General features: G+C 62.3%; 20 protein-coding genes. 5 read left to right on the top strand and 15 right to left on the bottom strand.

Annotation, left to right across the window (positions count from 1 at the left end; genetic code table 11):
• Nucleotides 1-95 precede the first annotated feature (95 nt).
• The 3 genes from ACI3KW_RS02975 to ACI3KW_RS02965 all read right to left on the bottom strand — a co-directional run bounded on the left by ACI3KW_RS02975 (nt 96) and on the right by ACI3KW_RS02965 (nt 2,381).
• Complete coding sequence (locus ACI3KW_RS02975) at nt 96-368, bottom strand: HU family DNA-binding protein (RefSeq protein WP_035096919.1); 273 nt, start codon at nt 366-368, stop codon at nt 96-98.
• A gap of 205 nt (nt 369-573) precedes the next feature.
• Nucleotides 574-1,773 carry a Tet(A)/Tet(B)/Tet(C) family tetracycline efflux MFS transporter gene (gene tet, locus ACI3KW_RS02970; RefSeq protein ID WP_113120320.1) on the bottom strand — a complete coding sequence of 400 codons (1,200 nt, stop codon included), beginning with the start codon at nt 1,771-1,773 and terminating at the stop codon, nt 574-576.
• A gap of 191 nt (nt 1,774-1,964) precedes the next feature.
• Nucleotides 1,965-2,381, bottom strand: a complete 417-nt coding sequence (locus ACI3KW_RS02965; RefSeq protein ID WP_404846866.1) for a helix-turn-helix domain-containing protein — start codon at nt 2,379-2,381, stop codon at nt 1,965-1,967.
• Nucleotides 2,382-2,447: 66 nt separating this feature from the next.
• Here ACI3KW_RS02965 and ACI3KW_RS02960 point away from each other — a divergent pair, with 66 nt between their 5' ends.
• Nucleotides 2,448-3,845, top strand: a complete 1,398-nt coding sequence (locus tag ACI3KW_RS02960; protein ID WP_404846865.1) for an MFS transporter — start codon at nt 2,448-2,450, stop codon at nt 3,843-3,845.
• Nucleotides 3,846-3,904: 59 nt separating this feature from the next.
• On the opposite strand, the gene lon is transcribed toward ACI3KW_RS02960, so the two are convergent.
• Nucleotides 3,905-6,337: an endopeptidase La gene (gene lon, locus ACI3KW_RS02955; protein ID WP_404846864.1), complete on the bottom strand. Its 2,433-nt coding sequence runs from the start codon at nt 6,335-6,337 to the stop codon at nt 3,905-3,907.
• Nucleotides 6,338-6,775: 438 nt separating this feature from the next.
• On the opposite strand from lon, the gene rocF reads away from it, so the two are divergent.
• On the top strand, nt 6,776-7,756 hold the full coding sequence (gene rocF, locus ACI3KW_RS02950) for an arginase (RefSeq protein WP_404846863.1): 981 nt from the start codon (nt 6,776-6,778) through the stop codon (nt 7,754-7,756).
• A 58-nt stretch (nt 7,757-7,814) separates the two neighbouring features.
• Here rocF and clpX read toward each other — a convergent pair whose 3' ends face one another.
• The 4 genes from clpX to ACI3KW_RS02930 form a co-directional block, all read right to left on the bottom strand.
• Nucleotides 7,815-9,092, bottom strand: coding sequence for an ATP-dependent Clp protease ATP-binding subunit ClpX (gene clpX, locus ACI3KW_RS02945; protein ID WP_113120316.1), 1,278 nt, complete (start codon nt 9,090-9,092; stop codon nt 7,815-7,817).
• A gap of 174 nt (nt 9,093-9,266) precedes the next feature.
• On the bottom strand, nt 9,267-9,893 hold the full coding sequence (locus ACI3KW_RS02940) for an ATP-dependent Clp protease proteolytic subunit (protein ID WP_262167975.1): 627 nt from the start codon (nt 9,891-9,893) through the stop codon (nt 9,267-9,269).
• 243 nt (nt 9,894-10,136) lie between these two features.
• The gene (locus ACI3KW_RS02935) at nt 10,137-10,367 is read right to left on the bottom strand and encodes a hypothetical protein (RefSeq protein WP_113120313.1); all 231 of its coding nucleotides are present in this window, start codon (nt 10,365-10,367) and stop codon (nt 10,137-10,139) included.
• A 123-nt stretch (nt 10,368-10,490) separates the two neighbouring features.
• A complete protein-coding gene (locus ACI3KW_RS02930) occupies nt 10,491-10,886 on the bottom strand; it encodes a YciI family protein (protein ID WP_404846862.1) in 396 nt (131 codons plus the stop codon).
• A gap of 133 nt (nt 10,887-11,019) precedes the next feature.
• Here ACI3KW_RS02930 and ACI3KW_RS02925 point away from each other — a divergent pair, with 133 nt between their 5' ends.
• Nucleotides 11,020-12,276, top strand: coding sequence for a cytochrome P450 (locus ACI3KW_RS02925; protein WP_404846861.1), 1,257 nt, complete (start codon nt 11,020-11,022; stop codon nt 12,274-12,276).
• A 17-nt stretch (nt 12,277-12,293) separates the two neighbouring features.
• Here the strand turns inward: ACI3KW_RS02925 and ampC are convergent, their stop codons facing one another.
• From ampC to ACI3KW_RS02905, 4 genes are all read right to left on the bottom strand, one after another.
• Nucleotides 12,294-13,460, bottom strand: a complete 1,167-nt coding sequence (gene ampC, locus ACI3KW_RS02920; protein ID WP_404846860.1) for a class C beta-lactamase — start codon at nt 13,458-13,460, stop codon at nt 12,294-12,296.
• Nucleotides 13,461-13,613: 153 nt separating this feature from the next.
• Nucleotides 13,614-14,675, bottom strand: a complete 1,062-nt coding sequence (queA, locus tag ACI3KW_RS02915) for a tRNA preQ1(34) S-adenosylmethionine ribosyltransferase-isomerase QueA (RefSeq protein ID WP_404846859.1) — start codon at nt 14,673-14,675, stop codon at nt 13,614-13,616.
• A gap of 125 nt (nt 14,676-14,800) precedes the next feature.
• Nucleotides 14,801-15,352 carry a DUF1643 domain-containing protein gene (locus tag ACI3KW_RS02910; protein WP_404846858.1) on the bottom strand — a complete coding sequence of 184 codons (552 nt, stop codon included), beginning with the start codon at nt 15,350-15,352 and terminating at the stop codon, nt 14,801-14,803.
• Entirely contained in the window at nt 15,349-16,251 is a 903-nt protein-coding gene (locus tag ACI3KW_RS02905) for a bifunctional methylenetetrahydrofolate dehydrogenase/methenyltetrahydrofolate cyclohydrolase (RefSeq protein WP_404846857.1), read from the bottom strand. The genes ACI3KW_RS02910 and ACI3KW_RS02905 overlap by 4 nt, the downstream gene beginning before the upstream one ends.
• 183 nt (nt 16,252-16,434) lie before the next feature.
• Here ACI3KW_RS02905 and ACI3KW_RS02900 point away from each other — a divergent pair, with 183 nt between their 5' ends.
• The gene (locus tag ACI3KW_RS02900; RefSeq protein ID WP_404846856.1) at nt 16,435-16,908 is read left to right on the top strand and encodes a hypothetical protein; all 474 of its coding nucleotides are present in this window, start codon (nt 16,435-16,437) and stop codon (nt 16,906-16,908) included.
• A gap of 344 nt (nt 16,909-17,252) precedes the next feature.
• Nucleotides 17,253-18,728, top strand: coding sequence for an AMP nucleosidase (locus ACI3KW_RS02895; protein WP_404846855.1), 1,476 nt, complete (start codon nt 17,253-17,255; stop codon nt 18,726-18,728).
• A 232-nt stretch (nt 18,729-18,960) separates the two neighbouring features.
• Here the strand turns inward: ACI3KW_RS02895 and aqpZ are convergent, their stop codons facing one another.
• From aqpZ to ACI3KW_RS02880, 3 genes are all read right to left on the bottom strand, one after another.
• Nucleotides 18,961-19,686: an aquaporin Z gene (gene aqpZ, locus ACI3KW_RS02890; RefSeq protein ID WP_404846854.1), complete on the bottom strand. Its 726-nt coding sequence runs from the start codon at nt 19,684-19,686 to the stop codon at nt 18,961-18,963.
• Between the two features lie 122 nt (nt 19,687-19,808).
• Entirely contained in the window at nt 19,809-21,086 is a 1,278-nt protein-coding gene (gene eno / locus ACI3KW_RS02885; protein WP_262167995.1) for a phosphopyruvate hydratase, read from the bottom strand.
• 136 nt (nt 21,087-21,222) lie between these two features.
• Nucleotides 21,223-22,518 carry an MFS transporter gene (locus tag ACI3KW_RS02880; protein WP_404846853.1) on the bottom strand — a complete coding sequence of 432 codons (1,296 nt, stop codon included), beginning with the start codon at nt 22,516-22,518 and terminating at the stop codon, nt 21,223-21,225.
• Nucleotides 22,519-22,591 lie beyond the last annotated feature (73 nt).

Below are 22,591 nucleotides of genomic sequence, written 5' to 3'. Positions count from 1 at the left end.
GGCGGGATGTGCCGCCCGTCAACTGGCAGCAGCAAAAGAATTGGCCCCGGCGCAATGCGCACGGGGCCGATCACTAAAGCGAACTTTCGTTCTTATTAGTTGATCGCGTCCTTCAGGCCCTTGCCGGGCTTGAACTTGGCCTGGTTGGAGGCCGGGATGCTGATCTCTGCACCGGTCGCAGGGTTGCGGCCCGTGGATGCCTTGCGCTGCGACACCGCAAAGGTGCCGAAGCCGACGAGGCGGACTTCTTCGCCAGCCTTGAGCGAGCCGGTGATTGCCTCGAACACTGCGTCAACCGCTTCGGCGGCCTGTGCCTTGGTGATCGTCGCCTTGTCGGCAACAACGCCAACCAGATCGTTTTTGTTCATAGCGTTTCCTCACAGTGAATGCCCGCCCTCTGTGGCGAACCAATCGCCGCAACCCTTTTGCGATTCTGCATGAAAGGCAAGGAATTCCGGGCGTTTTGACGTGCCAGACGGTGCAAAACCGTTATTGGACCGGAAAAATCGCCCCGGCAAGTCCGGTTTACCCGGTTTTGCCCCGTTTTCCGGGCTTTGCCGGCGGTTTTCCGCCCTATTCCGCGCTTAGTGGAACCGGCCGGTGCGTGCGCCGGATTCCAAGCATCAATGGCAGCGCCAACAGATAGATGCCCGCGCCGACAATCCAGGTGAGGCCCGGCCAGCCGCCGCGCAGCTGGAAATAGACGAAGCTGAAAAACAGCGGGCCGAATACCGCAGCCAGGCTCACCAGGCTCGCCAAAACGCCCTGCAACTGCCCTTGCTTGTCCGGGCCGACCTGGGTCGTGGCCAGCGATTGCAGTGCCGGCATGCCGATGCCGCCCAGCGCAAAGAGCGGCGCCAGCGCGAAGAGCACCCAGCCCTGGGTGGCCATGCCCAGAATCACCAGCGCCGTCAGCTCGCATGCCATGCCGACCACCAGCGCCCAGCGCTCGCCTAGGCGAGCCACTGCCGGGCCGGTGAGGAAGGCCTGTGCGCCGGCGTGGAACACGCCGAACGCACCCAGCGACAGGCCGATCATCATGCCGTTCCACTTGAAGCTGTCCTCGCCGAACAGCGCCCAGATCGTGCCGTACATGGTGCCGACGAAATTCATGATGACGAAGATGGCCATCAGCGGAATCAGTGCCTTGAAGGTCAGCGCCCATTTCAGCGGCTTGAATGGATTGAGCGTATCGAGATCGAACCTGGCGCCGGGCGTGCCGGGCCGCGATTCGGGCAGCACGAACAGCGCCAGCGCGAAGTTCACCCCATTCAGCAGCGCCGCCGCAATGAAGGGCGCCCGCACCCAGAAATCGCCGAGTACGCCACCCAGCACCGGACCGATGATGAAGCCGATGCCGAACATGGCATGAAACAGGCCGAACCGCCTGGCGCGCTCCTCTTCGCTGGAAATGTCGGTGATATAGGCGGTCGCCACGGCCATATTGGCGCTGGTAATGCCCGAAATGGCCCGCCCCAGGACCAGCATCCACAGCTGCGGCGCAAAGGCCATGATCAGGTAATCGATCGCGGCACCCGCCAATGAGACCAGCAGGACCGGGCGGCGACCAAAGCGGTCGCTCAATACGCCCAGGACCGGCGAAAACAGGAACTGGCACGCCGCATAAAGCGCCAGCATCAAGCCAAGCAGCGTCGCCACCTCGCTGACATGGCCGACATCGCGCAGCAGCGCCGGCAGGATCGGGAAAATCAGCCCGATGCCGACCGCATCCAAAGTGACGGCGGCAAGAATGACGACGAGTGCCTTGTTCAAGGTCTTGGCTCCATGGCTTCACCCACCGCGCCGGGACCACAGGGGTCCGGCCCTCCGGGCAGGCACATTGATGTAACTGCTTCACGAGGACGTTACAAGAGCGCGTACATGCTTTGTTCTTGGGTGTCCGAGCGGCCAGCAATTCTGCGCGTCCGTGCTGACAGAGTTTGGCAGCAGCAAAGCCCGCCACTTCACGCGCGGTGGCGCCCACCCCTCTTGTGCGCGGATGCCAGGCGCAGCAATTGCTGGAACTTGGGACAGGCCATGTGATTTTCCGCCGGGCACTCGGCAACGTGCCGCAGCGCATCCCTCAACGTCGCCAGGCCACGGATCTGCCTGTCGATAGCCTCCGCGCGCTGCTGCAGCTCCGCGCGCGGCAGCTCTGGAGCGCCATTGGCGTTGAACATGCCCTTGATCTCATCGAGCGAGAAGCCGGCCGCTTTCCCAAGGGCAATCAACGACAGTTGCGTTACGGTTTCCGGCTCGTACTGGCGACGCAGGCCGCGCCGCGACACCGGCGCGATGAGGCCGACTTCCTCGTAATAGCGGAGGGCCGAGGCCGGCACGCCGCTGCGTTCCGACAAAACGCCGATGTCGAGCAGTTTCACTCTTGACCTCAAGTTGACTTGAAGTGGGATTGTAGCGCCCGCTTCACCCTGCCTCAAGAGGAACCTATGCAATCCGGGCCCCACCGAACCGCTACACCTGCCACGCTGATCACCCTGGCCGGCGCCACATTGCTCGCGTCGCTGGGCATCAGCATCGCCACCATTGCCTTGCCGACGCTGGCGCTGAGCTTCCCGTCCACCCTGGGGGAGCTGCAATGGGTGATCCTGGCCTACCTGCTCTCGATGACCGTGACGATCGTGTCCGCCGGCCGCTTCGGCGATCTGCTTGGTCACCGCCGTGTGCTGCTGGCGGGGCTGGCGGTGTTCGCTCTTGCGTCGGCGCTGTGTGCCGCCAGTCCGAACCTTGGGCTGCTGATCGCGGCGCGTGCCCTGCAGGGCGTGGGCGGCGCCATCATCACCGCCTTGCCGATGTCCATTGCGCGCGACGTGGTGCGCGAAGACCGTATGGGCGCGGCTATGGGGCTGCTGGCCGCCATGTCGGCGGTCGGCACGGCGCTCGGCCCCTCGCTGGGCGGCATAGTAATGGCAAGCCTTGGCTGGCAGGCAGCATTCGGCCTGTTGGGGCTGGGGGGCGCGGCGATCCTGCTCCTGGCACTGCGGGCGCTGCCGGCAAGCCTGCCTCGCATGCCAAGGCCGCAGATGGACTGGGCCGGCGCCATGCTCCTGAGCTTGACGCTGGGGCTTTATGCTCTTGCCGCTACCGGAGCGGGCCTTGCCGCGCCATGGAATGGCGCTGTGCTGCTCGTGCCCGCGGCCGTGGCATTGTTCGCCTTTATCCGCGTTCAGCAGCGCTCGCCCTATCCCCTGGTGCCGCTGGCGCTGTTGCGTGATCGGGCGATCGGGGTGGGTCTGGGCATGAACGTGCTGTTGGGCACCGTCATGATGTCCACTCTCGTGGTCGGGCCGTTCTTTTTGAGTTTCGCGCTGGGATTGGATGGAACACTGACCGGCCTGGTCATGGCCGTGGGCCCGGCGACTGCAGCACTTGCCGGTGCGCCGGCGGGGCGCATCGTCGACCGCCTGGGTACAAGGCGCGGGCTGCTGCTCGGGCTCGCCGAGACGATTGTGGGCTTTCTGCTGCTTGCTTTCCTGCCGCGATGGACGGGCATGGCGGGCTATGTCGGCGCGTTGATCGTGTTGACGCCCGGCTTCCAGCTGTTTCTGGCGGCAAACAATGCCGCGGTCATGGTTGCGGCGCCCGCTGCCCAGCGCGGTGTATTGTCGGGGCTGCTTGGCCTGTCCCGCAATTTGGGCCTGTTGACCGGCGCGTCGCTGATGGCGACGATATTCACCGCTCTGGTGGGCACCGGCCAGATCGCGCAGGCAGCGCCCGCCAGCATCGGCACGGCATTCACCGCGAGCTTTCTCATTTCTGCGGGCCTCGTAGCGCTGGCCATGGCATTGGCGCTGCTCGGCCGGCGCCGCGTTGCAGTTGCCTCGTAAGCAATAAAAAACGGCGGCCCTCGCGGACCGCCGTTCATTTTTATCGCTCGCGAAGCCGCTTAGTGCGGCAGGCCGGTCGTTGCGTCTTCCACGGCTTCCACCGTGGTCGAGACGGCGGGAGTGGCCTCATCGAAGTTCCACTCGATCGGCTCAGGCTGGCGCACCAGGGCGCGCTTGATCACCTGGTCCATCTTGGAGACCGGCACGATTTCCATGCCTTCCTTGACGATGTCCGGGATCTCAGCGAGATCGCGCACATTTTCTTCGGGGATCAGCACAGTCTTGATGCCACCACGGAGGGCCGCAAGCAGCTTCTCCTTGAGGCCGCCGATGGGCAGCACCCTGCCCCGCAGCGTGATCTCGCCCGTCATGGCGACATCGTTGCGCACCGGAATGCCCGTCATCACCGAGACGATAGCAGTGGCCAGACCGATACCGGCCGACGGGCCATCCTTGGGGGTGGCGCCTTCGGGCAGGTGGACGTGGATGTCACGCGTGTCGAACATCGGCGGCTTAATGCCGAAATCGATCGAACGCGAGCGCACATAGGCGGTCGCAGCCGTCAGCGATTCCTTCATCACTTCCTTGATGTTGCCGGTGACCGTCATGCGGCCCTTGCCCGGCGTCATCACGCCTTCAATGGTCAGCAGCTCGCCACCAACCGAGGTCCAAGCCAGACCGGTCACCAGACCAACCTGGGATTCGGCCTCGATCTCGCCGTGCTTATAGATGTCGGCGCCGAGATACTTGGTCAGCTTGTCTTCGTCGATCACGATCGACTTGACCTTGGTCTTGACGATCTCGGCCACAGCCTTGCGCATCAGCTTGCTGATTTCGCGCTTGAGGTTACGCACGCCCGCTTCACGGGTGTAGCGCTGGATCAAGGCGGTCAGCATCTCGTCGGACAAGACGAACTCGCCATGGGCAAGCCCGTTTTCCTTGAGCGTCTCCGGGATCAGGTGCTGCTTGGCGATCGCATGCTTCTCCTGCTCGGTGTAACCCGACAGGCGAATGATCTCCATGCGGTCCATCAGCGGGCCGGGGATGTTCAGGGTGTTCGAGGTCGTCACGAACATCACGTCGCTAAGGTCATAATCGACCTCGAGATAGTGATCGGCAAAGGTGTGGTTCTGCTCGGGGTCGAGCACTTCGAGAAGTGCCGAGCTCGGATCGCCACGGAAGTCCTGGCCCATCTTGTCGATTTCATCGAGCAGGAAGAGCGGGTTGGACTTGCCGACCTTCTTGAGCGACTGGATCACCTTGCCGGGCATGGAGCCGATATAGGTGCGGCGGTGACCGCGGATTTCGGCTTCGTCACGGACGCCGCCGAGCGCCATGCGCACGAACTCACGGCCAGTCGCCTTGGCGATCGACTTGCCGAGCGAGGTCTTGCCGACACCCGGAGGGCCGACGAGGCACAGGATCGGGCCTTTGAGCGAGCCGGTACGGCCCTGCACAGCCAGATATTCAAGGATGCGTTCCTTGACCTTCTCAAGGCCATAGTGATCCTCGTCCAGAACCTTTTCGGCCAGGGCCAGGTCACGCTTGACCTTGCTCTTCTTGCCCCAGGGCAGGCCGAGCAGCGTATCGAGATAGTTCCGAACCACAGTGGCTTCCGCCGACATCGGGCTCATGGTCTTGAGCTTCTTGAGTTCGCCCTCGGCCTTGAGCTTGGCTTCCTTGGAAAGCTTGGTCTTGGCGATGCGCTCCTCGATCTCTGCGATCTCGTTGGAGCCTTCTTCGCCGTCGCCCAGTTCCTTCTGGATCGCCTTCATCTGCTCGTTGAGATAGTACTCGCGCTGCGTCTTCTCCATCTGCCGCTTGACGCGGCTGCGGATGCGCTTTTCCACCTGCAGGACACCGATTTCGCCTTCCATCAGGCCAAGAATCTTCTGGAAACGCTCGATGACCGAAACGGTCGAGAGCAGATCTTCCTTCTCGTTGATCTTGATGACCAGGTGGCTGGCAATGGTGTCAGCGAGCTTGGAGTGATTTTCGATCTGCCCGACGGCGGCCACGACCTCGGCCGAGATCTTCTTGTTGAGCTTCACATAGCTCTCGAACTCGGTCTGGGCCGAACGCGCCATGGCCTCGACCTCGGTCGGGTCTTCGACCGGCTCGGGCAGCACGGAAGCCTCGGCTTCAAAATAGTCCACGGTCTGCAGGTAGCGATCGATGGTCGCGCGGTTCAGGCCCTCAACCAGCACCTTGACGGTGCCGTCGGGGAGCTTGAGCAATTGCAGCACGGTGGCAATGGTGCCGGTCTCGAAAATCTGGTCCGGGGTCGGATCATCGTCCTGCGCATTCTTCTGGGTCACCACCAGAATGTGCTTGTCGTCACGCATGACTTCTTCGAGCGCCTTGACCGATTTCTCGCGGCCGACGAATAGCGGCACGATCATGCCGGGGAAAACGACGATGTCGCGCAGGGGCAGAACTGGGTACACCCGGTCCCGGCTCGCATCGCCAGTGGCGGGATTGACGTCCGTCATCTCGTATCCTTTCCGGGGCGCGCGGGAGGAAGGAGAGGATGCGCGCCCGTTATAGACAGCTCCAACATCGATGTTGGGCTGATTCCCGTTAATAAATAGGTTCGCCTATGGAGGCCGCAAGTCAACCTTTGCAGAAATGTCACGGTTAACTTGTGAACGCACAGGAGATATGCGGCTGGCCCCGGAAACACCGGTGTGCCTTGGCTGCAAGGTGGGTGTGGCGAAGCGGTTCCTATGCTTTCCCACCCACGGGGGCATTCCGGCGCAGGCCGGAATCCGGGGTCCGTGGTGCCCAACACGCATCGAGCGTCGGGGTGACCTTCAGCATGGATTCCGGCCTGCGCCGGAATGACATCGAGGTTGTTTAAATTGCGGTGGCAGACCACCTTGTCCGCACCCCATATCGGCATCATGATCCCTGTACACAAGGACCCCAGCATGACCACACGCCCGCGCCGCATCGATCTTCTGGGCATAGCCACGGCCGCCGGCGCTTCGGTGCGCGGCGCCGGCATGGGACCTGAGGCCTTGCGGGTGGCCGGGCTGATCGAGGCGCTCGTGGATCTGGGCCATGACGTGGCTGATTTCGGCGACCTGCGCCGTCCGCACACCCTGCCCGGCACCAGCCCTGCCAGCTGGCGCCTGCCGGACGAGCGGCGCGCCGATGTGCTCGACCTGGCTGCACGCTCCAGCGACCAAGGACTCGATATTCTGAAGGCGGGTCACTTTCCGGTGTTCCTGGGCGGCGATCACTCGATTGCCATGGGTACCGTGTCCGCCGTAGCGCGCCATTGCGCTGATAGCGGCAAGCCGGTCTTTGTGTTGTGGATCGATGCGCATGCCGATTTCAACACGCCCATCACCTCCCCCAGCGGCAATTTGCATGGCATGCCGCTGGCTCTGCTCTGTGGTGAGGAAGAATTCGACGCGGAGTATCGCGGGCCTTGGCTGGGCCGGATCGATCCGAAAAACGTCGCGGTGATCGGCGCCCGCTCCATCGATCGCGAGGAACGCCGGCTATTGGCGGCGCGGGGTGTCGACACCATCGACATGCGGCGGATCGACGAAATGGGCGTGGTCGCGCTGATGCGTGGTTTCCTCGACAAGGTAAAGGCCGCTGGCGGGCATTTGCATGTCAGCCTTGATGTCGACGCCATGGACCCCTCCATCGCCCCAGGCGGTGGCACGCTGGTCCCTGGCGGGCTCAGCTATCGCGAGGCGCACCTGATCATGGAGATGCTGCACGATAGCGGCACTGTAGGCTCGCTGGACGTGGTGGAACTCAATCCCTTCCTCGACCATGGCGGCAAGAGCGCAACCCTGCTGGTGGACCTTGTTGCGAGCCTGTTCGGCCGGCAGATCATGGGCGAAGAGCCGGGACCGGTAGCATTCGTCACCGAGGGCGAGATCGAGGGGTAAGCCCCAAACAAAAACGCCGGGCTCAGTGCCCGGCGTTTTCAATTCAGACTGGAAAAACTCACGCCGTTGCGGGCGCTTCGTCCTTCTTGCGCTCGGAATAGATGTAGAGCGGACGGACGTCCTTGCCGCGCACAACATCTTCCGAAATCACCACTTCTTCCACGCCTTCGAGCGAAGGCAGGTCGTACATGGTGTCGAGCAGAATGGCTTCCATGATCGAGCGCAGGCCGCGGGCGCCGGTCTTGCGCTCGATTGCCTTCTCGGCGATGGCCTTGAGGGCATCCTCGTGGAAGGTCAGTTCGACCTCTTCCATCTGGAACAGGCGCTGATACTGGCGGACCAGTGCGTTCTTGGGCGCGGTCAGGATTTCGATCAGAGCGGCGATGTCGAGGTCTTCGAGCGTCGCCAGCACCGGCAGACGGCCGATGAATTCGGGGATCAGCCCGAACCGCACCAGATCTTCCGGGGCCACATCGGCAAGAACCTGGCCGACGCGACGGTCATTGGGGTCCTTGACGGTGGCCGCAAAGCCGATGCCCGAGCCTTCGCCACGCGCCGAGATGATCTTCTCAAGCCCGGCAAAGGCGCCGCCGCAGATGAACAGGATATTGGTCGTGTCCACCTGCAGGAATTCCTGCTGCGGATGCTTGCGGCCGCCCTGGGGCGGAACCGAAGCCACGGTGCCTTCCATGATCTTCAGCAGTGCCTGCTGCACGCCTTCACCCGAAACGTCACGAGTGATGGACGGGTTGTCGGACTTACGGCTGATCTTGTCGACTTCGTCGATATAGACGATGCCGCGCTGCGCCTTTTCGACATTGTAATCGGCCGACTGCAGCAGCTTGAGGATAATGTTCTCGACGTCCTCGCCGACATAGCCCGCCTCGGTCAACGTGGTCGCGTCGGCCATGGTGAAGGGTACGTCGAGGATGCGCGCCAGCGTCTGGGCCAGCAGGGTCTTGCCCGAACCGGTTGGCCCGATCAGCAGGATGTTCGACTTGGAAAGCTCGATATCCTGGTTCTTGCTGGAATGGTGCAGGCGCTTGTAGTGATTGTGGACGGCCACGGAGAGCACGCGCTTGGCGCGATACTGGCCGATAACGTAGTCGTCGAGCACCTTGCAGATTTCTGCGGGTGTCGGCACGCCATCGGAGGACTTGACCATGGAGGTCTTGTTCTCTTCGCGGATGATGTCCATGCAGAGCTCGACGCATTCATCGCAGATGAACACGGTCGGCCCGGCGATCAGCTTGCGAACCTCATGCTGGGATTTCCCGCAGAACGAGCAGTAAAGCGTGTTCTTGGAGGATTCGCCGTTCGTTGTCTCTTTGGACATCTAGTTACTCCCGGGGGCGCGAAACCCCCAAAATTCAGCGGTACCAACGACGGTAACGCCCGAGGCCTAAAGAAAGTCTAAGCCGAACCGACCTTAAAGGCCGATCCGGCTGTGTGCAATTGCACTCACGTCACAGTCAACGCAGTGTCACCAAACGCTGTTAACAGCGGGAACTCAGCTGCCTTCCGGAACGGCGCGCTTTTCAAACACGCTATCGATGAGGCCAAAGGTCTTGGCTTCTTCGGGGCTGAGGAAGCGATCGCGCTCCAGAGCGCTCTCAACTTCTTCATAAGTGCGGCCAGTGTGCTTCTCATAAATCTGATTAAGACGACGCTTCAAGCCCTCGACTTCCTTGGCATGAATCATGATGTCGGTAACCTGACCCTGATAGCCGCCGGAAGGCTGGTGGACCATGATGCGCGAGTTTGGCAGGCTGGTACGCATACCCGCTTCACCGGCTGCAAGCAGGAGCGAACCCATGGACGCGGCCTGCCCCATCACCATCGTGGCGACGGCCGGACGGATGAATTGCATGGTGTCGTAGATCGACAGGCCAGCCGTCACCACGCCGCCAGGCGAATTGATATAGAGCGCAATTTCCTTTTTCGGGTTCTCTGATTCGAGGAACAAAAGCTGGGCCACGATCAGGCTCGCCATGTTGTCCTCGACCACGCCGGTCACGAAAATGATGCGCTCGCGCAGGAGGCGCGAATAGATATCGAAGGCGCGCTCGCCTCGATTGGACTGCTCGACCACCATGGGAACGAGCGTATTCATGTAGATATCGTGCGGATCTCGCATGTGATGCCCCTTTGCTGCGCCGGGTCGCGTGGATACCGGGCATGCCATCTTCGGTTGGAACATTTCTGCCGGACCAGGACATCCAGGGCCCGGCGGAAATGTCGAAATTTCGAATCAGCGCGACTGGCCGATTGCAGACGATGCCGCCTTAATGTGCGGTAAAGCCAGAGATAGGCGGCAATGGGGCGCGCTTCAATAGGGCGCGCCCAGCTTGTGACGGCAAGGTGAATGGGCGGACGACCATCAGGCCGAGAAACTGACCGCCACGCCCTTCTTCTTGAAGTAGGACTGCATGATCTTGCGGCCCTGCCGGTTGGATTGCGCCAGCTTGGCGGGCTCGAACACGGCTTCCTTGGCGCCTTCGGCCGCCATGGCTGCTTTGAGCGCCGCGATGTGGGCGTCCAGCTCGTCATTGTTGTTCTTGATCGAGGTGTAGATATTCTCGATGGCTTGGCTCAGGGTCAGGTCGCTCACGGCAAGGTCCTTGGTCGCTTTTGTGCTTTCAAGACATGATTAGCGCCCGCTTGCCAAGCCTTTTCGGCGCATTTTGAGGAGTGGGCAAGCCAAATGATCGCCCACTCCCGCGGCGTTCCGGGCCTAGGCAGGGTTGAAATCGGGCCGGGCCTGACCTGTTTCGCTGTGACGATGCGCCTCCATCAGCGGCCGGATGACGACCCGGGAATGGGCGGCGATGGGATCATCGTCGAACAGGGACACGGCCTCGGCCATATCCTTGGCCTCGATCAGCAGGAAGCCGCCGATGACCTCCTTGGCCTCGGCATAAGGTCCATCCATCACCGACATCGTCATGCGCTGGCGCCGGTCGATACTGGCTTCTCCAGCTTCGGCCAGGGGCGAGGCGATCAGCAGGTGGCCCCCGCTCCGCAGCTTGTGGTCGTGCTCGATAGTGGCGTCGTCGACGCGACGCATCTCATCCGGGGTGAGATCGGCAAAGGCATCGGGGGCAAAATAGACAAGGCAGAGAAATTTCATGATCGGTCTCCCGTGATTGAACATCACCCCGACGAGCGGCAAATCGTCAACTCGACTATTTTTCTGCTTGTTACCGCACGATTGTCAGTCCGTTATATCCGGCATTGATTTCCCCTACCCGGTTACCGCATTCATGGCCGCCATTGTCCAGCTCAAGCCTGTCGAAAACGTCCCCCAGCATCGTCGAAGCGGTGCCGATCCCCGCGATCCCGCGTTTTATCAGAATCCCTATGCCTTCTATGATCGCCTGCATGCGAGCGACCCAACCTTCTTCTGGGACGAATATGGCCATTGGTGCTTCGCCGGTTTCAAGCAGGTCAGCGCATTGCTGCGCGACAAACGGTTCGGCCGCGAAATCCTGCATGTGGCGACGCGCGAAGAGCTTGGGATGCCAGATCCCAAGCTGCATACGCAGGCGTTCGATCTGACTGAGAAATACTCGCTGCTGAACCTGGAGCCGCCCGGCCATACCCGCCTGCGCACCTTGGTCAACCGGGCCTTCGTGTCGCGCCATGTCGAGCAGTTGCGCCCCAGAATTATCAAACTGGCCAATGAATTGATCGATGGTTTTGAAGGTCAGGATGAGGTTGATCTGATCAAGGCCTTTGCTGCGCCGATGCCTGCCATCATCATTGCCGAGATGCTGGGGCTCTCTGCCGAGGCGCCGCCGAAACTGCTCAATTGGTCCAACCGCATGGTGGCCATGTATATGTTCGGTGTCAGCCACGACACCGAGCTCGATGCCAATGATGCCGCGCAGGACTTCATGGATTATCTGCAGCTGGCGATTGCCGAGCGCCGCAAGCAGCCGCGCGAAGACCTGCTGACCCATATGCTGACCGCCGAGCAAAATGGCGAGCGACTGAGCGACGAGGAGGTGATGTCGACCGCCATTCTGCTACTCAATGCCGGACATGAAGCCACCGTTCACACCACCGGCAACGGCGTGAAATCGATCCTTGAAAGCGGCATCGACCCGGCGACACTGTTCACCAGCGACGAGCAGGCTGCGGCGACGGCGGAGGAGTGCCTGCGCTTTGACGCGCCGCTCCATATGTTCACGCGCTATGCGCTGAGCGACCTCGAATATGAGGGCGTCCATCTGCGCAAGGGCGATGTGATCGGCCTGATGCTGGGCGCCGCCAACCGGGACCCTGCCCGCTTCGCCAATGCCAATAGCTTCGATCCCTTCCGTACAGACGGCGCCAATGTCAGCTTCGGCGCCGGCATTCATTTCTGCATCGGCGCGCCACTAGCCCGCATCGAACTTCAGGTCGCGTTCAGCGAACTGTTCCGGCGGCTGCCGAAACTGCGGATCGCGCAGCAGCCGCAATATAACAATGTCTTTCACTTCCACGGCTTGGAGAAGCTGATGGTGCGCTGGCGCTAGGCCAACGCACCAATCGCCTAGTCCACCGCCTCAGCCAATTGCTCAAGCACGGCATGGGTCGCGGTAATTCGCGCAGGAATGGGGAAGTTCTTGTTGGCAAGCATGACCACGCCGATCTTGCTGTCAGGGACGAACGCCACATAGGCGCCGAAGCCGTTGGTGGAGCCGGTCTTGTTGAACAGCGCCGGCCCCTCCGGAGCGGCCGGCGGAACAAGGGCCTCGGCTGGATTTGGCTTCATGGCCATGTCGGACGAGTTCCCGGCCAACAGGCGCTCAAGCGACACCGGGAACGGATACTGCTCCCAGCCTAACCCCTGCACCATCTCCCCGACCTGGAAATAACCAATATGCGTGCCTTCGACGGCGCGCTGCACCAGCGGCGCCAAGGTGTCGGGCGCAATATTGGCCTCGACGAAGCGCATCATATCGGCTGTCGAAGATTTCACTCCATAAGCCTCCGCCGCCAGCCAGCCCGGATTAACGCGTGTGGGCTTGCCGTCCTTGTTATAGCCCCAGGCGTAGCGCGCCATCGCTGCCTCGGGCACCTCGATGTAGGTATCCTCCAGGCCCAGTCGCGGAAACATCTCGGTTTCCATCAAATGGGCAAAGTCGTCGTTCAGCGCCAACGCGGTGAGATGGCCGAACAGCCCGATACTGGGATTGGAATAGCGCCGTTGCTCGCCCGGCGTAGCGTCGGCCGTCCATTGCTGAAAATAGCTTTCCATCCCGCCGGCCCCATTGGGGAACTGCAACGGCAATCCGCCGGCCGTATAGGTCGCCAGATGCAGCAGGCTCGCCTTGTCGATCGCTGCGCCGTCAAGCTCGGGCAGGTATTTGGATGGGTGATCGTCCAGCGCGAGCCGGTCAAGAGCGTCGGCATAGGCGCCCAGCGTTGCCGTAAAAGTCTTGCTGACCGAACCAAGCTCGAACAGCGTGTTCTCCGTCACCGGCGCGCCGGTATCCTTGGCCGCCGCACCGTAATTGAAGAAATATTGTTGGCCACCGACACTCACGCCGACGGCAATGCCGGGAACGCCGTGCTGCTCAAGCAGCGGCCGGAACGCTGCATCCACTGCCGCCGCGATGGCGGCGGGTGGTTCCGCAGCGAACACGGCGATAGACGAGAGGCAGGTCGTGACGGCGGCCAGCGCGAGAGGCGCGGCTATCCTATTGGTAATAAACAATTTACTTTCTCCCGGACGGACAGATTTGAGCGTCGGGAGCAAGCCGCGCCAATGTGGCGGCAGTGGGACTTAGCGAGCTCCGATGAACGCCAATACCGCCGAATCCACAGGGTGGCGACGCCTCTGGCTAGGGAGCATGATGCCAGGACGCATTCACTCCGCCCGGATCAGCAGGGACGAATCCCCGTACGAATAAAACCGATATCCGTTGGCGATGGCATGCTCATAGGCGCGGCGCATCGTGTCCATGCCGGCAAAGGCGCTGACCAGCATGAAGAGGGTGGATTTGGGCAGGTGGAAATTGGTCATCAGCACGTCCACGGCGGCGAAGCGGAAGCCGGGGGTGATGAAGATATCGGTGTCGCCGCTGAAAGGGCGCAGCGTGCCGGCGGCGCGGGCGGCGGTTTCGAGCAGGCGCAGGCTCGTGGTGCCGACGGCGACGATGCGCCCGCCCAGGGCTTTTTTGGCCAGAATGCGTTCGACCGTCGCAGAATCGATCTCGCCCCATTCGGCATGCATGACGTGATCGTCGGTGTCGTCCGCCTTCATGGGGAGGAAGGTCCCTGCCCCCACATGCAGCGTCACGCGCTCGATGGTGACGCCGTGGTCGCTCAATTGCTGGAGCAGGCTTTCAGTGAAATGCAGCCCAGCCGTGGGCGCCGCGACCGCACCATCTTCGGCGGCATAGACGGTCTGGTAATCGACCTTGTCGCGTTCTTCGATGCCGCGCTTGGCCCCGATATAGGGCGGCAGCGGCATGGCGCCGTGGGCTTTGATGGCTTCGTCGAGCTGGGCGCCGCCGAGATCGAATTCGAGCGTTACCTCGCCGGTATCGCCCTTGCCGGCGACGCGGGCGGTGAGCGCATCGGCCTGGCCATTGCCCAGTTCAAGCTGGTCGAGCACAGCAAGGCGCTTGGCCGGGCGAGCGAAGGCGCGCCAAGTGTGGGCGTCAACGCGCTTATGGAGATTAAAGGACACCGAGGCGCGGTTTTCGCCGCGGATGCGGCTGCCGCGCAGCTCGGCGGGCAGCACGCGGGTGTCGTTGACCACCAGCACGTCGCCGGGATGCAGCAGCGTCAACAGGTCAGGAATATGGCGATCGCTGAGGCCATGGATTGGATCGACCACCAGCAGGCGCGCACTATCACGCGGCTCGGCCGGATGCAGGGCAATCAGCTGCTCGGGCAGCTCGAAGTCAAAATCGGAAACACGCATGGCGGCTCACTAGCATGAGTGGGCGGGCGGGGGAATGTGACGTATCAGAACGCCCGGCCCGCGACGTCGTAGTTTGCCAGAGTGACACGGTGGGGATAAGGATTGGTGCCAGGACGAAGCGCTCCCTACCCCTCGAACCGCACCAGTGGCGTGTCCAGTCGCAAATATAACGGATGTTTGGGGCTGCCATCGGCATTGGTGCCGAAGCACCAGAGTTCGGTGCCGTCGGCCTTCAGCGCCTCGACAATTGCCTTGCCGGCCGGCGCCAGTGCCTTGTTGAGCTTGCCGTGGCAGAGCACGACGAAATCGGCCTCTGCTGCCGCCGCGCGGATGGCGGGCAGGTTCGCGTCCGACACCGCCACAACGCCCGGCGCCAGCAGCATTTTGGGATCGGTGGCGCGGTAATCGCCGACATTGGCTTTCGCCATGGCCGAATAGCCCTCGCGCTGGGCGAAGGTCCATTCGCGGGCGCAGGTGGGATCGTTGACCGTGGCGTCGGCGGTGCTCGGATTCATGCCGATGAACAGGATATAGCGCTTGGGGAAGGTCTCCCCGGTCCAGCGGCGCATCAGTTGGCGATAGCGGCCGTCGGCGCTGAAGGTGGCGTCGCCCTTGACGCCAGCCATCAGCGGCAGGCGTACCTTGCCGCCGGGATCGTGACCGGCTCCGTCACTCATGCGGTCAGATCGCTCGGAGGCACGAGGCCATTGATCAGCGAGGCCGTGGTGACGGTGTTGGCGAGCAGGCACGCAATGGTCATCGGGCCGACGCCGCCGGGAACGGGCGTGATCGCACCGGCCAGTGCGGCGGCTTCGGCATAGGCGACGTCGCCGAGCAAGCGCGTCTTGCCTTCGCCGCGCTCCGGCGCGGGAATGCGGTTGATGCCGACATCGATGACGGTAGCGCCCGGCTTGATCCAGTCGCCCTTGATCATCTCCGGACGACCGACGGCAGCGATGACGATATCGGCCTGGCGCACGATGCCCGGCAGGTCGCGGGTGCGGGAATGGGCCATGGTGACGGTGCAGTTCTCGCGCAGCAGCAATTGCGCGACCGGCTTGCCGACCAGGTTGGAGCGTCCAACCACCACGGCGTGGAGGCCCGACAGGTCGCCCAACGTGTCGCGCAGCAGCATCAGGCAGCCCAGCGGCGTGCAGGAGACGGGTCCGGGCAGGCCGATGGCCAGCTTGCCGACGCTGGCGGGGGTGAAGCAATCGACATCCTTGGCCGGATCGATGGTCTCGATGATCTTCTTGGGATCGATCTGGTCGGGCACCGGCAATTGCACGAGAATGCCGTGAATGGCCGGATCGGCATTGAGCTTACGCACCAGCGCCAGCACTTCGGCTTCGCTGGCGGTTTCGGGCAGCTCGTATTTTTCCGAATGCATGCCCATTTCGACGGTCTGCTTGGCCTTTTGGGCCACATAGACCTGGCTGCCGGGGTCGTAGCCAACAATGACGACGGCCAGACCCGGGGTAATGCCGTGTTCGGCCTTGAGGCGCGCCACGTGACCGGCAATGCGGGCGCGCAGGCCTTCGGCATAGCTTTTTCCGTCGATGATCTTGGCGGTCATGGTCGCTCCTCGTGAAATAATCGGCTGGGCCTGCACGTTTGGTTCACTGCAATAGGAAATGCCGCCCGCTTCGTCCATCCCCCGCAGCCGCCCGAGCTTGACGGGGAGCACTCGCCGTAGCCATGCTGGGCTCAGGCGCGAGACTCGACGCCATTTTCGGCGTGCGCCTCAGGAGGGATGAGCATGTTGAAACGTATTGTCGTAGCTATTCTGCTTTGTCTGACCATGTTCGCGCCGAGCGGCGGTGCTTTCGCCCAGGCCGAACCGCGCGTCATCGTGCCCGACCATCCGGGCGGAGCTGCGTTTGGCGGCTGCTATCGCGTCAATACGCGGCTCTATGGCCCATATCGGCTGACATTCTGCCTGCAGCAGCGCGGCGTCTACCAGATTACCGGCGGCGGCGTGACCTGCAATGGGCGGCTCGACTGGCGCGTGTCGGGACGCGATATCAATGTGCAATTGCGGCGCACCTCGTGCGGCAATGGCGTGGCCTGGAGTGCCGATCGTATGACGTGCCGCAGTGCTGGCCTGCTGGGCGGGATCATCGGCTTCGTCATCGTGCCGGGCATTCCTAACATCGGGACGCTGCGCTGCACCTATAGCCCCACCGTGCCGCAATACCGGCCGGTGACCTTCACCGCGCGGCGCTATAGCTGAGCCACAAAAATTTGGGCTGCGACGACATCTCTGTCATCGCAGCCCTATGGAACGTCAGCCTGCCGCGCTGTTGAGGGCTTGGGGGACAAGCGGCCTGCGCAACATTCCTCGCTCACCGGTTTTGCATGGGTCGTTTGCCGTGCCGATGAACTGGGTAAAAGATGGGAGCCAAATGCGGCAAGAAAAGCCCCCTTCACTCGGTTGTGAGAATATTTGTGGAACGGGCCACCGGTTGCCCCATGGCCGCGAAGCTGTCATGCCAGAAGACTAGGCATTGCACGACCAAACAGCGATTCCGCTAGACGGCTCGGCCCAATCCGGGGCCGGCAAACCGAGAGACGCAGATGACCACGATCAGCCCGCCCCGCCTCGAAAAGCAGTCCTTTACCGACCCGGAAAAAGCCTGGGCTCATCTGGCGGAAATCTATCACCGCAATACCAGCTTCATCCGCGAGCATTTGAGCGCGCTGGCCAAGGGCGTGGTGCCGGAGGGGCGCGTGCGCGCGTGCTATCCGCAGGTGGAAGTGCGCTCCACCAGCTTCGGCAAGGGCGAGAGCACCCTGCCCTATGGTTATCTGCATACACCCGGTATCTATCGTACGACGGTGACGGCGCCGGACCTGTTCCGCACCTATTTCCAGGAGCAGTTCACCGTCATCCTCAAGAACCATGGCGGCACGATCGATATCGGGGAGTCGGATACGCCGATCCCGCTGCATTTCGCGGTCGCCGCCAATGAGCGGATCGATGGGGAAGCGCTCAACGCGCTCAATATTCCGCTGCGCGATGTGTTCGACGCGCCGGACCTGAACAATACCGACGACGAAATCGCCAATGGCACTTTCGTGCCGCCCAAGGGCGGACCCTACCCGCTATCGGCGTTTACCGCGCCGCGAGTCGATTATTCGCTGTTCCGGCTGAGCCATTATACGGGCACCGATGCCGCGCATTTCCAGAACTTCGTGATTTTCACTAATTACCAGTTCTATATCGACGAATTCTGCCGCGTGGCCAAAGAGCATATGCGGAGTGGCCACGCCCATTACGAGAGCTTTATCGAGCCGGGCAATGTGATTACCGACAATGCCTTGCGCGGCGGCGGCATCAATGGCACGGCCCCGGTCCGCTCGCCCCAGATGCCGGCCTATCACCTGACGGCGGCGCGCGGCCGCGGCATCACCATGGTCAATATCGGCGTCGGCCCATCGAATGCCAAAACCATCACTGATCATATTGCCGTGCTGCGGCCTCATGCCTGGATCATGCTGGGGCATTGCGCGGGCCTGCGCAATTCTCAGGAACTTGGCGATTATGTGCTGGCGCATGCCTATGTGCGTGAGGATCACGTGCTCGATGCCGATCTGCCGGTTTCGGTGCCCATTCCCGCGCTGGCCGAAGTGCAGGTGGCGCTTGAGCAGGCGGTGGAAGAGATCACCCAGACCGAAGGCCTCGAGACCAAGCGCATCATGCGCACCGGCACCGTCGCGACCTTCGACAACCGCAATTGGGAATTGCGTGACCAGGTGGAAATCACCCGGCAGTTGAGCCAGTCGCGTGCCGTGGCACTGGACATGGAGAGCGCGACCATTGCCGCCAATGGCTTCCGGTTCCGCGTGCCTTATGGGACGCTGTTGTGTGTGTCGGATAAGCCGCTGCATGGGGAACTGAAGCTGCCCGGCATGGCGTCGGACTTCTACCGCACGCAGGTGAACCGGCATTTGCAGATCGGGCTGCGGGCGATGGAGATCTTGCGGGATCAGCCGGCGGAACGGTTGCATTCGCGCAAGCTGCGCAGTTTCGCGGAGACGGCGTTTCAGTAGGGGCGCGCTCGCGCTTCATCTCGCCACCACCACGGTGTCATTCCGGCGCAGGCCGGAAATCCATGTTCGTGGCGGGCCGCATCCATCCAGCGGCGGGATGGTCTTCAGCATGGATTCCGGCCCGCGCCGGAAAGACTCGGTAGGTGGAATGATATCGTGGAAACAAAAAAGCCCGGCATCGCTGCCGGGCTTTTTTCATTTGGATTGCCCGGCGAGCCGGGCAAATAGTTAGCTAGACAGCCTTCGCCTTGAGCGTGGCACTTGCCGTTGCTTCGGATGGGCTGAGCAGGGTCTTCCAGATGATCGCGCCCAGCGCGGCGCCCGCCAGCGGCGCGACGATGAATAGCCATACCTGGCTCAATGCCCCGCTTTGCGCGAAGATGGCAGCCGCGATGGAGCGGGCGGGATTGACCGAGGTATTGGTCACCGGGATCGAGATCAGGTGGATCAGCGTCAGGGCCAGGCCGATAGCGATCGGCGCGAAGCCGGCCGGGGCCAGTTTGGACGTGGAACCCAGGATGACGATGAGGAAGAAGGCGGTCAGCACCACCTCTGCCACCAGCGCCGCGAGCAAGCCATAGCCGCCTGGTGACAGGGCATCATAGCCATTGGAAGCGAAGCCGCCGGCGACAAAGCCGGGCGCGCCGCTGGCGATAACGAACAACACCGCTGCGCCGAGGATCCCGCCAACCAATTGGGCGATCCAGTACGGCACCAGGTCCTTGTAGTCGAACCGACCGGCTATTGCCAAACCGAGCGATACGGCCGGGTTAAAATGGCCGCCGGAAATCCCCCCGACGGCATAAGCCATGGTCAATACTGTCAGACCAAAGGCCAGAGACACGCCAACAAAGCCAATACCAACCTCCGGAAACCCTGCTGCAAGCACGGCCGCCCCGCAGCCGCCGAAAACCAGCCAGAATGTACCGAATGCTTCTGCAGAAAGTCGCTGGATCATTTTGAGCCCTCCTCATCAATCCTGTGAGAATGGTACTCGCGATTCTGGGTGTCAGTATCGAACAAAATCAAGGGGCCGGCGCGATGTACTCGCGCCGGCCCCTGTTTGTCTGGTCTTGTCGCTTAGCGGCCCTTGACGACCGAGAAGCCGGCATACTTGGCGGAGGCGCCAAGCTGCTCTTCGATGCGAATAAGCTGGTTGTACTTGGCCAGACGATCCGAACGGCTGAGCGAGCCGGTCTTGATCTGCCCGCAGTTCAGCGCCACGGCCAGATCGGCAATGGTGGAATCCTCGGTTTCGCCCGAGCGATGCGACATCACCGAAGTATAGCCGGCGCGATGCGCGGTATCGACGGCATTCAGCGTTTCGGAGAGCGAGCCGATCTGGTTGACCTTGACCAGGATGGAATTGGCAACGCCCATCTTGATGCCCGAGACGAGGCGCTCGGTGTTGGTGACGAACAGATCGTCGCCCACCAGCTGCACCTTTTTGCCGATGGCGTCGGTCAGGGCCTTCCAGCCCTCCCAATCGTCTTCGGCCATGCCGTCTTCGATGGTGATGATGGGGTAGCGCGCAGCCAGGTCGGCGAGGAAAGCGACGTTTTCGTCGGAGGAGAGCGACTTGCCCTCGCCGACCATCTCGTACTTGCCGCCCTTGTAATATTCGGTGGCAGCGCAATCGAGGCCAAGGAAAATGTCCTCGCCCGGACGATAGCCGGCCTTTTCGATCGAGCGCATGATGAAGCCCAGCGCGTCTTCGGCAGAACCGAGGTTCGGCGCGAAACCACCCTCGTCGCCCACATTGGTATTGTGGCCTTCGGCCGATAGGCCCTTCTTGAGCGTGTGGAAGATTTCCGAACCGATGCGGACGGCATCGGCCAGGTTTTCTGCGCCGGCGGGCAGGATCATGAATTCCTGCATGTCGATCGGATTGTCGGCATGCTCGCCGCCATTGATGATGTTCATCATCGGCACGGGCAGGACATGAGCGTTGGGGCCGCCGATATAGCGGTAGAACGGCAGCTCGCTCGACTCGGCAGCGGCCTTGGCCACGGCCAGCGAGACGCCCAGGATGGCATTGGCGCCGAGGCGCGACTTGTTGGGGGTGCCGTCCAGCTCGATCATGGCCTGATCGACAGCCAGCTGGTCCAGCGCATCCATGCCCTGGATTTCGTCAAAGATGGCGGTGTTGACGTTCTCGACGGCCTGCAGCACGCCCTTGCCATTGTATTTCTTGCCGCCATCACGCAGCTCGACGGCTTCATGCGCGCCGGTCGAAGCGCCCGAGGGGACCGCAGCGCGGCCGAAGCTGCCATCGTCGAGCACCACATCGACTTCGACGGTCGGATTACCGCGGCTGTCATAGATCTGGCGGCCTTGGACGTGGATGATTGACGACATAGAAAGCCCTCTCCCGTTTGGGTTTGCTCGATATGGCCGCTTTCCTAGACGCAGAGTGTGACAAGGGAAAGGGGGCGCGCATAAAATATCGTGCGGCGGGTGTGGCGAGGCTGGGGTGCCAGCCTCGCCTCTCGTATCAATCCGGTGTCTGCCGAATGAAGCCGAAAGCCAGCAGCGTGATCACCGCGGCCAGGATCATGTAATAGCCCACGGCATGCAGACCGAAATTGGTCGCCAGGTAAGTTGCGGCATAGGGCGCCAGCGAGGCGCCGAAAATACCGCCCAGATTGAAGGTCAGCGACGCGCCGGTATAGCGCACGGCCGTGGGGAATGGCGCGGCAAGGGCCGTGCCCAGCGGGCCATAGGTCAGGCCCATCAGCGCGAGACCGATGCACAGGAAGCCCAGCACGCCTACGACATTGCCCGAGCCGAACAGCGGCGCGATCAGCAGGCCGAAAATGGCGATCGAGAGCGACACGCCCACCATGACCCGGCGCATGCCGAAACGATCGGCCAATACGGCCGAGATCGGGATGAACAGGCCGAAGAACACCACGCCAACCATCTGCAGGATGAGGAATTCTTCGCGGCTATAGCCCAGCGCCGAGGTGCCCCAGCTCAGCGAGAACACCGTCATCAGATAGAACAGCACGAAGGTGGCGAGCGCCGCCATGGTGCCGAGCAGCAGGCTCATCTTGTGGTGCTTGAACACATCGAGGAACGGCACTTCGACGCGTTCGGCCTTTTCGACGGCGCGAGCGAATTCGGGCGTCTCGGTGATCTTGAGGCGGATGAACAGGCCGAAAATCACCAGCAGCGCGCTGGCGAGGAACGGCACGCGCCAACCCCAGCTCATGAAGGTCTCTTCACCCATGAAATGGGCGAGCACGAGGAAAATCGTGGTGGCGAAGAAGAAGCCGACCGGCGCGCCCAATTGCGGGAACATGCCATACCAGGCCCTCTTGCCCTCAGGCGCATTCTCGGTGGCGAGCAGCACGGCGCCGCCCCATTCCCCGCCCAGGCCAAGCCCCTGCCCCAGCCGGCACAAAGCCAGCAGCAGCGGCGCCATCACGCCGATCTGTCCGTAAGTCGGCAACACGCCGATCAGCACGGTCGAAATACCCATGGTCAGCAAAGCCGCGACTAGCGTGGCCTTGCGGCCGATCTTGTCGCCGAAATGGCCGAAGAACGCCGCGCCAATCGGGCGCGCGAAAAAGGCGATGGCGAAGGTGGCGAGCGAGGAGAGCAGCGCCGACGTGTCATCGCCCGCCGGGAAGAACAGATGCGGGAATACGATCACCGCAGCGGTGGCGTAGATATAGAAGTCGAAAAATTCGATGGTCGTGCCGATCATGCTCGCGGCGAGGATGCGGCGGGCGGAATTGGGCGGTGGCACGGCGATGCCGCTGGCGGCATCCGTGGCGATAGTCATGGCGATATCCTGGCGCGCTTGAATGCTGGGCCGAGCATGGCGGCCGGCAAATCTCGCGGGCGCCCGAACGATC

Origin of the sequence: Devosia sp. ZW T5_3 (assembly GCF_044987315.1) — a bacterium.
Classification (GTDB): Bacteria; Pseudomonadota; Alphaproteobacteria; order Rhizobiales; family Devosiaceae; genus Devosia.
The sequence above is the reverse complement of the archived record's forward strand: the minus strand, read 5'-3'. Positions and strand labels throughout refer to the sequence as shown.